The organism is Paenibacillus pabuli (genome assembly GCF_039831995.1).
Lineage (GTDB): Bacteria > Bacillota > Bacilli > Paenibacillales > Paenibacillaceae > Paenibacillus > Paenibacillus pabuli_C.
Window position 1 is genome coordinate 3,186,485 of the sequence record NZ_JBDOIO010000003.1, and the last position, 15,074, is coordinate 3,201,558.

The 15,074-nt window shown below is 46.3% G+C and carries 15 protein-coding genes; 5 read left to right on the plus strand and 10 right to left on the minus strand.

Features of this window, described 5'->3' with window-relative positions; all coding sequences use genetic code 11:
* Window positions 1-251: 251 nt before the first annotated feature.
* The 3 genes from ABGV42_RS16520 to ABGV42_RS16530 are packed head-to-tail and all read left to right on the plus strand — an operon-like array spanning window position 252 to window position 4,010.
* Complete coding sequence (locus tag ABGV42_RS16520) at window positions 252-1,388, plus strand: endospore germination permease (protein WP_347382610.1); 1,137 nt, start codon at window positions 252-254, stop codon at window positions 1,386-1,388.
* Entirely contained in the window at window positions 1,345-2,850 is a 1,506-nt protein-coding gene (locus tag ABGV42_RS16525; protein ID WP_347382611.1) for a spore germination protein, read from the plus strand. The genes ABGV42_RS16520 and ABGV42_RS16525 overlap by 44 nt, the downstream gene beginning before the upstream one ends.
* Window positions 2,847-4,010 (plus strand): Ger(x)C family spore germination protein, encoded by a 1,164-nt coding sequence (locus ABGV42_RS16530; RefSeq protein ID WP_347382612.1) that lies wholly within the window; start codon window positions 2,847-2,849, stop codon window positions 4,008-4,010. Before ABGV42_RS16525 ends, ABGV42_RS16530 begins: the two co-directional genes overlap by 4 nt.
* Before the next feature lie 109 nt (window positions 4,011-4,119).
* Here the strand turns inward: ABGV42_RS16530 and ABGV42_RS16535 are convergent, their stop codons facing one another.
* The 3 genes from ABGV42_RS16535 to ABGV42_RS16545 all read right to left on the minus strand — a co-directional run bounded on the left by ABGV42_RS16535 (window position 4,120) and on the right by ABGV42_RS16545 (window position 5,449).
* A complete protein-coding gene (locus tag ABGV42_RS16535) occupies window positions 4,120-4,620 on the minus strand; it encodes a hypothetical protein (protein ID WP_347382613.1) in 501 nt (166 codons plus the stop codon).
* 40 nt (window positions 4,621-4,660) lie between these two features.
* On the minus strand, window positions 4,661-5,017 hold the full coding sequence (locus tag ABGV42_RS16540; RefSeq protein ID WP_347382614.1) for a hypothetical protein: 357 nt from the start codon (window positions 5,015-5,017) through the stop codon (window positions 4,661-4,663).
* Window positions 5,018-5,083: 66 nt separating this feature from the next.
* On the minus strand, window positions 5,084-5,449 hold the full coding sequence (locus tag ABGV42_RS16545; protein ID WP_347382615.1) for a hypothetical protein: 366 nt from the start codon (window positions 5,447-5,449) through the stop codon (window positions 5,084-5,086).
* 279 nt (window positions 5,450-5,728) lie between these two features.
* On the opposite strand from ABGV42_RS16545, the gene ABGV42_RS16550 reads away from it, so the two are divergent.
* Entirely contained in the window at window positions 5,729-6,271 is a 543-nt protein-coding gene (locus ABGV42_RS16550) for a hypothetical protein (RefSeq protein ID WP_347382616.1), read from the plus strand.
* A 329-nt stretch (window positions 6,272-6,600) separates the two neighbouring features.
* A complete protein-coding gene (locus tag ABGV42_RS16555; protein ID WP_347382617.1) occupies window positions 6,601-6,777 on the plus strand; it encodes a hypothetical protein in 177 nt (58 codons plus the stop codon).
* 112 nt (window positions 6,778-6,889) lie between these two features.
* On the opposite strand, the gene ABGV42_RS16560 is transcribed toward ABGV42_RS16555, so the two are convergent.
* The 7 genes from ABGV42_RS16560 to ABGV42_RS16590 form a co-directional block, all read right to left on the minus strand.
* Window positions 6,890-7,171, minus strand: a complete 282-nt coding sequence (locus ABGV42_RS16560; protein ID WP_347382618.1) for a hypothetical protein — start codon at window positions 7,169-7,171, stop codon at window positions 6,890-6,892.
* Between the two features lie 76 nt (window positions 7,172-7,247).
* A complete protein-coding gene (locus ABGV42_RS16565; RefSeq protein WP_347382619.1) occupies window positions 7,248-7,523 on the minus strand; it encodes a hypothetical protein in 276 nt (91 codons plus the stop codon).
* Window positions 7,524-7,809: 286 nt separating this feature from the next.
* Entirely contained in the window at window positions 7,810-9,099 is a 1,290-nt protein-coding gene (locus ABGV42_RS16570; RefSeq protein WP_347382620.1) for a galactokinase, read from the minus strand.
* 232 nt (window positions 9,100-9,331) lie between these two features.
* Complete coding sequence (locus ABGV42_RS16575; RefSeq protein WP_431523624.1) at window positions 9,332-10,021, minus strand: MBL fold metallo-hydrolase; 690 nt, start codon at window positions 10,019-10,021, stop codon at window positions 9,332-9,334.
* Between the two features lie 131 nt (window positions 10,022-10,152).
* Window positions 10,153-11,286 carry an ACP S-malonyltransferase gene (gene fabD / locus ABGV42_RS16580; protein WP_347382622.1) on the minus strand — a complete coding sequence of 378 codons (1,134 nt, stop codon included), beginning with the start codon at window positions 11,284-11,286 and terminating at the stop codon, window positions 10,153-10,155.
* A gap of 51 nt (window positions 11,287-11,337) precedes the next feature.
* Window positions 11,338-12,345 carry a serine hydrolase domain-containing protein gene (locus ABGV42_RS16585; protein WP_347382623.1) on the minus strand — a complete coding sequence of 336 codons (1,008 nt, stop codon included), beginning with the start codon at window positions 12,343-12,345 and terminating at the stop codon, window positions 11,338-11,340.
* Between the two features lie 19 nt (window positions 12,346-12,364).
* On the minus strand, window positions 12,365-14,809 hold the full coding sequence (locus ABGV42_RS16590) for an excinuclease ABC subunit UvrA (protein WP_347382624.1): 2,445 nt from the start codon (window positions 14,807-14,809) through the stop codon (window positions 12,365-12,367).
* Window positions 14,810-15,074: the final 265 nt, after the last annotated feature.

Consider the following 15,074-nt stretch of genomic DNA (forward strand, 5'->3'; position numbering starts at 1 on the left):
TGTACCTTAACGGTATACCTTGGGCGACAGGCACAGTAGGGACATTTTTTGCAGATGCGGAGCAGGAAATTTATGTCCGTTCTAACGGAGAAAATGCACAGCGTTACGGCAAACGCTTCGGAAATGGAGACAAAAATTGTCCGATCGCTATGCAATGGAACGTTTTGCTACAAAAAGCAGATTAGAGGAATCGAAACACCACACGCTGTACAAGCTAACGGAAACTTCCTCGTACGGAAAGGAGGATTCCCATGAGCCGTGAAAAGGGAGAAATCACGATATGGCTGTCCTTTTCGATCATCTTGCTCAGTGCCGGACTGGTATGCCATGTTTTATCTATTCCGGCGATTCTGGACAAGGCTGGCAGAGACGGCTGGCTATCTGTAGCGGCGGCTGCACCTTTCTTCATGCTTTTTCTATGTATGATGTTCGTCATCATTCGCCGGGTAAGGGGTCAGCGCCTGACCGACTGGATCACGCGGGAATTCGGTGCTGTACCTTCCTGGATCTTCCGTATTTCGGCCTCTCTTCTGCTGCTTGCACTTGGGACACATACCTTATATGAGACCACGAACTGGACGGTATCCACTTATCTGCAATTCACCCCGCCATATGTGCTAGCAGGATGCGGAGCGTTGGTTGCCGCCTGGGCGGCCGCCAAAGGGATCCGGTCCATTGCGATGACATCAAGTATCCTGCTCCCTTTCGTGATCCTGCTCGGATATTTTGTGATGTCAGCCAACATGAAATACAAGGACTACGGCCAGCTGTTCCCGATCATGGAATACGGTGCCGGTCCCGTCCTGAAAGGTATGATCTATTCACTCGCCGGACTAATGGAGATCTGGATATTGATGCTGTTTCAGCACGATGTCAAAGGCAAAATCCGCTGGTGGCATCTTCTGCTGCTTGGACTATTCATGCTTAGTATGGCGGCTGGCCCCACGCTGGGAGCTATTGTTGAATTCGGTCCGGAGGAAGCAGCCAAGCAGCGGAATAGCCCCTATGAACAATGGAAGCTGGTGAATATCGGAAAATTGCTCCAGCACGTGGACTTCCTATCCATCTATCAATGGCTGAGCGGTTCATTTGCCAGAGTCGCCATCTCCATCTATCTCATTGTGGATCTGCTTGATTTTCGCAGGCCCAGGAAGAGATACATTGCTGTATTGTCAGTCACATTCATTATGTGCTTCGTAGCTATACAGTGGTGGCGAATTGATTACGTCGATTATTATGTGAACCGCATTCAGTTTCCCGTGATGCTCGCTTATGTATCTGTTGTCACTGTCCTGTTGACCCTTGCCGCATTCATACACAAAAAAGACAAGGAGGCTCCTGCCCATGCCGATCACAACCACGCCCACAAAGGTCCCTCATCCGGCTGAACCTTTTCGAATCAATGAGCATAATTTGACGACGTTCTTTGCCGGATCGGACGATGTCATCATCAGCAGCCATATGATCGGGGAGTCTCCCGCACAGATCGTCATCGTGTATTGCAGCGGTATGGTCGACAGCAAATCCATATATGATATTATTCTTCCCGAATTGACGCGCGCTTACGAGCGCACTCACTTCCTTCGTACATCGGATATTGAGAGATCCATTACCCTGCAATGGACCCTTATGGATCTAGAGGACAAGGCATTCGGTCCGAAACTGATGTCCCTCCGAGTATTCGAAGGTCATATGCTGATCTGCATACCATCACTGCAGGTGATGTGGAGCATGGATATCTCCAATATTCCTACACGTACGCCGGAGGAATCCACAACGGAAGTGTCCATCCGGGGAGCAAGAGACGGTTTTATCGAACGGATGTCCGTCAATATTACGTTGATTCGTACACGTCTGCGTACAGCCGATCTGGCTTGTAATATCGAATTAATCGGTTCACGTTCAGTGACCAAAGTAGCTCTGATGTATATCAAAAATATTGCCAACCCTGAACTGATTAATGATGTCCAGAATCGGCTGCGCAAGATTGATACGGAACGCATCATGACAGCCAACGAGCTGGAGGAATTGTTATCTCCATCGAAGCTCACATTGTTTCCGTTAACCCATTACACGGGCCGACCTGATTTTGCAGCAGAATGCCTGTTGAATGGCCGTTTCATTCTCATCGTGGATGGTAATCCCAGTGTCATCATCGGTCCGGTAAATCTGTTTCTGCTTCTCAAATCACCTGAGGACGCCAGTTTTCCGTTCCTCTCGGTGAATATGGGCCGCATGCTGCGCTTCATCGGACTATTGGTAACCATATTCCTGCCTGGCTTCTATATCGCGCTGACTTCATTTCATATGGACCAGCTGCCGTTTCCGCTTGTTGCCACGATCTCGGTTGGACGGATGGGTCTGCCGATGGAATCGGGTGTGGAGATGTTTCTCATTATGCTTCTGATGGAGTTGTTCCGGGAAGCAGGAGTACGGCTTCCCAGCGCCATTGGTCAGACGCTGACCGTTGTTGGTGGTTTGATTATCGGGGATTCAGCCATTCGGGCGGGAATGGTCTCTCCGCTCATGATTGTCGTCATTGCCGTAACGGTAGTCGCCGGGGCAACCATCGTGAATCAGGTGATGACCAGTTCGGTTCTGATTCTGCGCTTTTTCTGTTATGTACTTGGAGCTTCCCTTGGCATATACGGGTTCATTCTGTCCATTATCCTGTTCCTGATCTATCTGACCGATCTCAAGTCATTCGGCATTCCTTACCTGACACCACTGACACCGCTTAATTTCAAACAGGCCCTGGCTTCTCTGTTCAAGCTCCCGAAGGGTTGGATGAAACGCAGACCCGTCTATCTTGAAACGCAAAAGCCGCGCAAAGAAGGTAACGATCGATGAAACGGCATATGCGAAGGTGGTCGTTAGGACTACTAAGCCTTGTTCTGTGTCTAGTGACCAGCGGTTGCTGGAGTGCCTATGAGATTCAGCAGGTTGACTATGCCAAAGCGATCGGCGTCGATTATAAAGACGGGATGTATCACGTGTACGTTCAGACCATGGACTTTGCCAGTGTAGCCAAGAGTGAGAGCTCGACCAAAAATGAGGAACCCCCTCCCATATGGGTTGGACATGCAACGGGCAAAACATTGAACCTGGCTATAAATGAACTGTTCCGCAGTGCCCAACTCCATATTGCCTGGGGTCATGTGACGGCAATCGTTATGGCCGAAAGCATTCTGACAAGCAATCATATCAAGGGTGTGTTTGATATGCTCGGACGCTTCCCGGAATCCAGATATACGACTTGGGTGTATGGTACTCGTGAACCGCTGGAGGATATTCTGAGCGCGACATCCATCTACAACATGTCGCCGCTGGACAGCATTCTTCATAATCCACTCCCTACATTTTTGGAGGAGTCGCTCTTTCCTCCGGTGCTTAGTTTCAAGCTCATTGCCACCCATAACGATCCGTCCACGACAACCTATCTGCCGAGTATTGCCCTGAACAAGGAGCATTGGTCGCAGAACAAAAAGAAACATGAACTGTTTGTCATTGAGGGTGCCTTTTTCGAACGAACCGGGGTTAATTTCGAATATTTGTCTCGCAGTAAGCTTCCAGGATACCACTGGCTGCTCAAGGATATGCGGCGTGCACCATTGATGATTGAGAAGGATGGAACCATCTATGGGGTCCTCAGTGTGGGCCTGCCCAACCTTAAGATCAAGCCTGTTGTTAAGGGGAATGACGTTCACTTCAATATCGATGCGAAGTACCTGACCGCCTTGTACGAATATCTCACCCCCATTTCCTATGATGAAATGGTCCAGTTTAGCGAGAAGACGTTACGGAAACAAATCTTGCAAACGTACCGTGAAGGGCTGCGGCGCGGAGTCGATGTGTATGGACTTCAGGAGAAGCTGTACCGTAAGAATCCAGGTCTGTGGCGTAAGCTATCGAACAATGGTTCCAAGATGATCCTGACGGAAGACTCCATTCAGAACCTGAACATCAAGATCACCATTCCCTATACGGGTAAATTCCGAAGAAGAGTATAGCAAAGGTGAAGCAGTAAGCCCCCTTGTTTGGTTGAAACCGGACAAGAGGGCTTATTCGGGTGTTAGGTTGGATTGTTTGCAGGTAGGAGAAGGAAGATGAGAATGAGCTTTATGAACTGCTTTTGCGTACGCTCCGTTCCATCAGCCAGCCAATGAATATAGACAATGACAGTCCGAACAGCAGGATTGGAGAATTGTAATAAAGAGTATTCGTGTATTGGTTCAACCAGCCAAAACGGTACACGGCCGAGCTCGGATCATTCGTGAAGCCGCCCAGCTGCGTCCGCAGATTCTCAATCATTTGCAGCTCCAAAAAGACAGACAAGACACACAGCAGCACAGCAAGCAAAGGCACTATGACATGCACTTTATCGCCCCACCGCTGACGCTGATCATAAAGCCACCACTTGGACAACGACACCGTCCAGATACACTGGATCAGAAACGTCAGAAGGGACGGAAACAAAATGAGTATCCCCGGGTTACCATTGCCGGAGACTCCTCTGCCAGCTTCATGCTGAAATGTTAACCCATGCACGGCAAAGATCATAAGTACGTTCCAGAGAAAGAAAATGACATAGGGTACGTTTAATCCCTTTAGACGGTTCATTTGTTCCCTCCCTTACATTGAAACGCTATGTATAGACAGACTATCGTAAAAATGGTACGTCAGATAGTGCTTCTCCTAAGTAAATTACCAATATCCAGGCCGCAATCCATAACAGAGGCAGCTGCATGATCCAGTAAGGAAAGGTGTACCTCCTCGCATGATACGATACCCAGCCCGCAATCAAGGCTGCAATAACACTGATGGGATACGTCATGAGTAACGCACCTTCCAGACGGCTTGCGACCTCATATTCGGGAGGTGTTGGCGCAGCGAGCGACATCCCCATGGCAAAAGCAATCAAAGGCCAGAGCAGCAACGTCAATCCGTATATTAAGGTAAATATCATGATGTATAAAAAACTTCTTTCTTTGCTTCGATCTAGATCTTTATTTGGCAAACTATCTCTCTCCTATACATGAGTTAAATGATCTAAGAAGAAGGCAACCCCCCACCCTCTCCTATCTCACTTTTTATTCAAATAATTCATGATCCGCAAACGGGTGGTTAGGATCAGCGCCTGCGGAATGAGTACGAAAACGATATATATGACCACAATTAACCATAAATGTGCCGCAAAATGTTCCGCACCGAACGACGGTTTCGGACGCTCAATAAAATACCACCAGCACGGGATAGCCACAAACCAGGTCAATCCGGTCGAGATGAACATCTCCTCAATCCCGCTCCACAGAAAGCAAAATAAAGCTACAAAGATAATGGGGCCCACCCACGAGTCCAATATGGGGCCCCAGCTCTGAAAGACGAAAATAATGGCGGGATACAGCAGCGTAAAGGTCCAGCGCCAAATCGGGTTGTTGTAGATGTGCATCGTTCCTCCTTAATGCCCGTTTTTGGAATAATTACCTCTTATTCAAATCAATTCATTATAAATCAAGTCCACATGCCCGAAAACACAGGTCAGCAAAAATAAGCTAAAAGTCTGCAATTTATGACATCGAAGTATCATCACTAAAGAATTAACGTAGGCTGTTGTTACCTGAATTTTTGGGGATATGCGTCATTTCAGGAAAGGAATTCTGCGGAATAGGCATGATTCGATATATGTTGGCTCATACTACCTTCAGGAAAAAATAGAAGGAGTGACAACATGAGCTTGAAAAGCATCATTGCAGTCGGTGTAATCCTGACCTGTTCATCGTTAATATGGGGATGCGGGAATAACGGGAATAGTGCAAACCAGGTATCACAGCAAAGTGAACCAGAGGTTCAAGTTGAAAACTGGAATGACCCCAAACGGCTTGAGGCTTCTCATCTTGAGGCATTGGAGCGCATGGAGAAGGATCATATCCACCGAATGGTCTCATTAAGTGCAAGTACCGATGGGGATCAGGTGATGACTACACTCGAACGATCCAGTCAAAAGCTAGAGGAAATGAGACCACTTGCTGAAATGCTTCAGCATGAAGGGCACCCAGCATTGCTGCAGCGAATTCAGGAAATGTCAGGTGATATCGAAGGATCCAAATCGGTACTGACCGAGATGAAAAACAATCCTGGAAACGGTAAGATCAAAATTCAGTCATCCAAAACCGATGCTCTGCATCATATCAGCAGTTTCCGTGAATATCATCAGTATGTGCAAGGGCAAGTGCAGCCTCTGGAACAAAAACACCCGCAAGAGTCACACTAGAATAAAGTTAACTCAGAGAACCGCTAACCATCGGAATGATCCATTCTGATGATTTGCGGTATCTTTTTTTCCACTAATTAATTCCAAATGTACTTTGGATATGTTATATATAAAAATGGTTGCATCAGTGTTAATGAAGAACAGGAGTGTTTTGGTTTTGATTAGAAATAAGGAGTAATGAAGTGAACATGCTCATAAAAAAACATCTTACATTCTCATTTTTATTCATATGCATTTTTTTGTTTTCCGGATGTATATCAAGCGAACAAAAGGAAACTTTAGAGAAAGCCCAGCAAGTGAGTCTCACCTATTTTAAGGAGAACTATGGTGTGGAGGTAGAGTTCACAGATTACAAATACCTTCCCGCTGACCTGAGTCATAATGTGAGTTTGAGCGGACATGTAAAAAATAATAAAGATACGGGGATCACGATTCTCGTCAATTATGATACTTTTGAAGTGCAGAATGCGATCGTTCCCAAAGAGATTCTTGATCAAAAGAAGTAGAATCCAATTACATGTATACGTGAGGTTAAAATAACCACTCGATCGTAATGGAGTTTTTCAGCAGCAACCTATACATACAATCTCACTCGCCGCAGCCATAACTTCAAACCCCCTATTCCTCTTCGCTCGCACCCAGATACGTTAAGAATGCTGCAAGCGCAATGACGACGTAAATGTTAATCCATACTTTGGCCGCCCCATAGGTCATATTGAAGAACCCCAGATACATAAAATCTTCACCCTGTTTAACCGATTGAAATACAAGTAACAGACACAGCAATATGCTGTAGACCACAACCGTTAGTGCGCCGATTCTCAGTCTTCTTCCTTCATTAATTCGAACGATCAGCAGAGCACTGAATATAATGGCAACAAAAAAAACTGCAAATAACATAAGTACCTCCCTTGTCTCTTGATGTCAATCTCTTGCTTCTCCCCTATACAAGGTAGTTACCCTCTCTGCTTCAATCTCATTCCACCCACAGCGACACCCATATGAACATGCTAAATAACAGTACGGGCGTAAGTGCCCCCGTCGCTAAAATAAACCAAAGTGTTACCGGTTTTACATTTTGGAAGTAGTTGTCGAACTTATGCATTCGTCCTTTTCGCCATTTGGCAAACTTGAGCTGTCTGATCATTCGATTCAGGACTCTTTGCCGCTGCTCGCCGTCTTCTACATCTTCCAGTTCACGCCTCAACTCTTCATATAATTGTTCCTCTTCATTTACTGTGGTTGTAGTCATCCTTCACACCCCCCCTTGTCAAAACTTACTGAAATATTCCTCTGTTAAATGTTAAGTACCATCCAAGCAACGGCCCGCCGTTTCTAACCCTCTACCTAATCAACACGTAAATCATCTTCAAAGTTTGGACTTTAGTCGAAATTAAAATAAACCAAAAAGCCCGGGCAGGCCCGGACTTGGTTAAACACTTATTTATTCTTCTGATTCGTTTGTTCACGTTCTACAATCATTTATGTTCGAAGCGTTACACGTTACCCATAAATTTAATGCAATTATGATTTTACGCCTAGCCGATCAATTCATTTAGACACACTGCACCCTGTGCCCGCACGTTCACGACAATAATTGGCGTTTCCAGCATACCGTGCATCCAGGACATGTACTCCTCAACTTTGTCGTTTGGAAGGATGGTCAGGATAACCCCTGCGAATCCACCACCGTGGATACGGCAGGCGCCATCGCCCAGGTTTTGCAGATAGTTTTCTGTCAGTGCCAGCGCAATCCCAATCTCCTGCTCCTTCACGGAACCACTTTGGTACACATTCTGGAGCCACTTCCAGGACGAGTTCCCTGACGCTGTAATCAAATTCAGGAAGTCTGCAAAACGTCCATCCCGCAGCGCCTGCACTTGGCCATCTACCCGGTTATTCTCCTCCAGGAAATGAAGTGCACGCAGCACCGCACGATCTCCCGCAGCTTCACGGACCTGCTTGAGGTTCGCGTAGATGTTCTCGGCTGTAATCTCACGAACATACTCTTGGCCCAGCGCCTGAGCAACCGCTCTCATCTCATTCGGCACGGCAGCGTAATCTTCGGTCAGATCGGCGTGGTTTCCGCCTGTATTTACAATCACCAGGGAGTAGCCATTCTGTTGGAAATCCCATTGCACAGGTTCAATGACAGGCTCAGCCGGATTCGCAAAATCAATCGCGATCAGACCACCATAAGCACAAGCCATCTGATCCAGCAAACCGGACGGTTTATTCCAATATTGATTCTCCGCATACTGACCAATCTTGGACATCACCACAACATCCAGCGTTCCTTCGTTGTAGAAATGATTCAGAATCGTACAGATCAGCATCTCGAAGGAAGCCGACGAGCTTAGACCCGATGCCGAGAACACGTTACTGGAGATGTACGCCTGGAAGCCGCCAACTTTGTATCCAAACTCTCCGAATCCCGCAGCCATACCGCGAATCAACGCCGTCGTACCGTCGTCTTCTGCTTTCGGCGTCAGTTCTGTGAGATCGATTACATATTTTTTGTCATAACCTTCCGAATAAAAGGTAATCACGGATTCCGCGGTTGGTGCCGCCACTGCAATCGTATCCAGCGTAATGCTGCCTGCCAGTACCTTACCATGGTTATGGTCCGTATGGTTACCACCAATCTCACTGCGTCCTGCGGCGCTAAACAATTTACTGCCCTCTTGTACACCAAAGTACTCTTCAAAAGAAGCGTTCAGCTTCGTGTAACGTGCAGTCTGTTCCTCGACCTGCTGCTGTCCGTACATTTGAGCAAGCAAGGCCTGGCCTTCTGCGGACTGGATCAGTTGTAATGGTTGTGTCGTCATCTCTACTCCTCCTATGGGTGTGTAGCGTTTATTTGTGCTGTTGGTGAAGACTGTTTTGCCTATTGTTTCTTTGCCATATTCCTCTCCCATTATCTCAGCTTCGCACCTGAAAAGGTAGGGTAGAATTCAAAGTTTGCAAGCGTTTTTTGAAGCTACTTAAATCTGAGTTCGATAGGTCCAACCTCAATCTGCTAAGCCAAAATGAATACGTTTGGCTTGCCACTGACTCACCTCATTTGAAATCAAATAAACGCTTCTGATTTCTTCGCATTCTAAAGCTTACAAACTGCTCTTTCTGATCCAATTGGAAATAGATATTGTTTTGCACCAACTCCTCGATCGTATGTCCGGGAGAAAGACCATATGAATGGCCAGGATATATACGTGTAGAATTAGGAAGCCCGTTCTTGATCAACTGGATGCTGTCATACATTTGCTCAGCAGATCCTCCACTAAAATGACATGCCCCGCAACCTTCTGTGAATATCGTATCTCCCGTGAATAGGGTAGAAGGTAGATAGAAACACATCCCTCCAGCCGTATGACCTGGAGTCTCTAAACACGTGATTTGCATCTCTCCTATGTCAATTCGATCGAGGTGCTGCAAGGCATGCAAATTATCGCACTTGAATTGATAGTAATCAATTTCGGTCTTTGACATATGTACGTTGCATTCAAACCTTTCAACTAGCGGGTCGGCGAAATGAACATGATCATAATGCGAGTGGGTCAGTAGAACAGCCCGAAGCTGGACGTCAAGCTCATCAATTCTGCGTACAATGGTATCCAGTTCCCAGGCAGGATCAACGATAAAAGCTTCTCTCGATATAGGGTCCGAAATGAGGTAGCAATAATTAATGAATTCCGAAGAGCTGGTTCGCAATATATCTATTTTATAGCCATAGTCGGTTGTCGATATCATTCTCATCCTCCCCCTTCAAAAAAAGCGTCCCCACGAGTCTATTAGATTTCTAATAACTTATGAGGACGCACCTTAGTATTTGATTCATGCACACAACGGTGTTATTTTGAATACCGATAGATCATATCCACTTAGAGAGCCCTTAACTCCTCTAAAGCAAAATAGCCGTTATAGCCTTCCATGTACACGGCTGCCCTGTGGCCAAACAGCACCATTGCTTTAGTTCTTGTTATCAAAACATCCTCATACCCTTTGCACCGTACCTTCGTTCCGATTGCATAGGCTTGATTCCAGTCCGCCGTTTGCTGATAAGCGGTATCGATCTTTTGTTTGAATGCAGCTTGGCCTTCTGTATCCTCTTCCTTGCTCTCTATGGAGTTCGTCATTCCCGCACTGACAGAAACCTTCTGCTGAGCGGCCGGAGCTTCCACTTTAATCTTTGCAATAATTTTAGTAAGCACACTCCCCGGACCAAGTTCTTCAAACTCCATGCCCCCTTGGCGAATCAAGTACCGTATGCTATCCGTCCATCTGACGGATGAACGCAGTTGTTCAGCCAAATTGGGTACGATTTCGGCAGGATTATAAGGTCTCGCGGTCACATTCGAAATAACGGGAATCGTAAGCTCTGAATAGGAGAACTCTTTCAGGTACTGTTCAAACTCATCCTTTGCTTCCTGCATGTGGCGGGAGTGGAATGCCGCGCTAACATTCAGCGGGATATAATCAGCGCCTTCTCTTTCAAAATATGGCTTTGCACGATCGATATCGTCCTTGTGTCCTGAGATGACAATTTGCGTCGTTGTATTCAAATTCGCAATATCAATTTCCGTCAATTTGTTGTTTACTAGTACCGCTTTTATTTGATCTTCGGTGAGGCCAACTACAGCAGCCATTGCACCACCGGAGGCCCGGCTCATCAATTCCCCTCTTTTTTTCACCAGCTTTAGGCCTGTTTCGAAATCGAAACCACCCGCCGCCAAAACGGCATTGTACTCACCCAAGCTATGCCCGGCCAGAAAATCCGGCTTCGGGTTTCCATCTCTAATTTTTTTCAAGTACGACAGTGCATTGACTACATATAAGGCAGGTTGCGTATATTGTGTGAAACGAAGCTTTCCTTCGGGATTGTCGAGACAAAGTGTTCTGATCGAATAACCTAGAATTGCATCGGCTTTCTCGACCAAATCAGGGAATGCTTCGAAGAGACCTTCTCCCATGCCTTTCGCTTGCGAGCCTTGTCCTGGGAATACATAGGTTTTCATATGTGCCTCCTTTTTCTTTGTCATTGATAACTTCGAATATTTGAAAAGCTTCTAATCGATTAGGCCAGGAATGATGTAATCCTCTAGAAGCTCCCAACGGTCGATAATCATTTTGTCCATCTTAGAAGCAACGATGACGACCAGCTCTTTCTCAGGCATGCAGTAAATATATGTACCTCCTATTCCTGCCGCTATATATGTGAAAATGCCGTTATCTTCCCGTAGCCACCATAAGTAGCCATAATCCTCAAGATGTTGTGACAACGACTCTTCTATCCATTTCTCCGAAACAATTTGTTTGTCGCCCCATTTGCCACGATTCACATACAAATAACCGAAGCGGGCCATCTCTCTTGGTGTTAAAGTCAGCCCCCATCCACCAATATTGTAATCCTGGGGATCTTTGATCCAGCCGGTAATGTTTTTTCCAAGCACGTCTTCTTTCGAGAATGACTTCATTTTCTGATCCGGAATTTCTCGAATGCCGAGCGGGCGAAATAAATATTCATTCGCATATTCGCGAGTCGAAACGCCTGTGCTTCGTGTTAAAATGGCCGACAGCAAATGTGCGCTAGACAAACTGTACTGAAAATCACCGGCTTTTCCTTTCTGGCCGAGCATTTCGAGAATAAACAACGTCCAGTTCTTTTGCCTCCGAAGTCGATCCAAAGGATCGCTCCCCTTCCATGCATATGGCGCCGTCATCGTGAGAAGATGCTTAATGGTCAGCGTACTTTTCAATAAAACGCTTGCTCTGGCGGTTGCCTCCGGAAAAAAGTCGATAATTTTCTGGTCAACACTTTGGATATGACCTTGATCGATCGCAATTCCGATCAAGGCAGAGATAATCCCCTGCGTAACCGAAGTCACATCATGAGGATCCTCCGGTCCAAAGCCGTGAAAGTATTTCTCATACGCGATGCTTCCTTTTCTAACAACGATGACGCTATTAATAAATCCAAGCTGGAAGTTCAGTCCGTTATCTAGCTCTTTCAACTTCTCTGGATTGATGCCAACTGATTCAGCATCTTTCGTTTCCCAGTCCATTAGTTGATTCATCTCGCTAATCCCCCCAATTTTATGAATGAAGCTCCAAATATTTGCCGGTGATCGAATCAGGATTGTTTTTTAACGCTTGAGGTGGCCCTTCTGCGATGATCCGTCCTCCGCCTGATCCACCTTCGGGACCAAGTTCAATAATCCAGTCACACGATTCAAGTACCTCATGATTGTGTTCAATGACGATAACGGAATTTCCGTTCGCGACAAGCTCGTTCAACAGCTTAATGAGCTGAGCTGTATCATATAAGCTTAGACCAGTTGTTGGCTCATCCATCACATAGAGGATATTCCCCTTCCTCTTTTTACCGATTTCTTTTGCGAGCTTGAGTCTTTGCGCCTCTCCTCCGCTCATGGTCGAGGTCGGTTGTCCCAGCGTGATATAGCCCATACCAATCCGTTCCATGACTTCCAATGTAGCAACAATCGCCTTATGCTCCTCAAAGAAGGAAACGGCTTCCGACACTTGCAAATCGAGGACTTCCGAAATCGTTTTGCCTTTGTATCGAACCTTCAGCGCCTCATCATTGTAACGTTTGCCTTTGCACTCTGTGCACGTCGTATAAATCTTCATCGTCGCGCCTGGAAAAACGGCTTTACGGCCGCTACCACCGCACTCCGGGCAAGCGCCATCCGAATTAAACGAGAAGTGTCCCGCGGACAAGTGGAGCTGCCGCGCTTCCGGTTGCTCGGCAAACAGCTTGCGGATTTTGTCCCAAATTTTTATGAAGGTGATCGGGTTAGAGTTAATATTCCTTCCTATCGGTGCCTGCGAGACTTCCGCAAATCCCGAAAGGTATTCTACGCCGTCCAGACTCTCTGCTATCGTTTCGATAAGGGTGGAATCGTCCTCGAAGTCGTTAGAGCTATCTTCCATATTAGCTGCACTGCTACCCTTCGATTGATCCCGGAAATAGCTTCTTAAAAAGGGGACTAGCGTATCTGAAATGAGCGAGCTTTTCCCACAACCAGAAACACCGGCGACCCCAACAATAACGCCTAGCGGAAGCGATACAGTCACATCTTTCAAATTGTTTGTTCTGGCATTCCGGATGGTAAGCCTTGGGGATGCATCATCCTGGAAAATATCAGATTTCAACCTTCGATCCGGCATCTTGGCTCTACCGGACAGATACTGACCAGTCAACGAGTCTTCACATTGCAGCAAACCCTCATAGCTGCCCTCATAGATGACTTTACCGCCTTCCACCCCTGCTTTGGGCCCGATGTCGATAATATAGTCCGCCATTTCTATTGTGCTTTTGTCGTGTTCCACAACGATGACGGTGTTGCCCAATTCCTTGAGTGCATAGATCGACTTAAGCAACTCGGCCTTTTCCGATTCATGTAAACCTACGGTCGGCTCATCGAGAATGTAAATGAGCGACTCCATCTTCGATTCCAGATGCGAGTTAAGGAATAACCGCTGAATTTCACCGCCACTTAAGGAAGACATTTCTCTGTAAAGGGACAGATGCCCCAGGCGAGCATTGATTAACGAAGATGTCTTACGCAGAATATCCCGAATCAGGTTTATCCCAGACTGCGTAAAGCGTCCTTGTTCCAACACAGAATCGAAAAATGTCTTCAGCTCTACAAGGGTCATCTTGCCTACTTCTCCGATATGTCTACCGTTGATGAATACTCTGCGTGCTTCTTCTCCAATACGGAACCCATCACATTCGGGACAGGCAATTAATTCGTACAAGCCATTCATATATTCGCCTTTTTTATGACGAATCTGCAATATTCTGGACAAGCAGAAGCTTTGATTGGCACTATTATTATTAATATAGTGGCCATTGATCACTTCATCTTTAATCTCTTCTGACAATTGCGAGTACGGCATATCCATGTTTGATTTGAGGTTTCTCTCAATTACTCTACCGATGCCGGGTGTTACGCCGATCGAATCAAAAATTTCACGAACCGTAATTCTATCGTTAGGAACCAATTTCTCCATATTGACATGATAGTAAGCGCCTCGTCCGGAGCACTTCATGCACATTCCGTTGGCGTTGTTGTGTGAGAAGTAGCTCATTTCCAGCCGCTCCTCTTCATTCCCGCATTCGCTGCAGGTTAGGCCATTCTCAATGAGTGCCTCGCATTCGGAACAGGAAATTTGGCCTTCGCTAGAATAGAGGAGACCGAGAAGGCCCAGCAGCTGTGTCCTTGAGCCGACCGTTGATCTGGGATTGCTTTGACGAACAATGCTTTGCTGAACAGCGACCGTAGGTCCTATGCCTGAAATACTGTCGAACTTTCGTTCGTCTTCAAGTCCCGCGAACATACCGATCGATTGAAGATATTCCCTGCGCCCTTCCTCGAAAATGATATCGAACATAAGACTGGATTTGCCTGATCCACTAACGCCTGTCGCAACAATTAACTTGTTTTTAGGAATAGAAATGTCGATTTCTTTAAGATTGTGAACACGCGCTGCCTTAATGTCTATACTCTTCATTTATTCATCTCCCATTGCTGTAGAATACTTCCTTTCTTGTATACATTATACTAAAAAAAGAATCAAGCTCCTTTGTGAGCTTGATTTAAAATAGGTGGATGAGAGGAAGGATACAGCCATGAATAATACGCTATTTTCCTCAAACAGAAAGAGCTATAACGCCCTACAGCAGCTGCGATCAACTCAAAAACTACAGACATATTCCATGTGTGCTACCTCGTGCTACTGTAGGTTTCAATGGCTATCCATCCGCCCCCCACCCCTC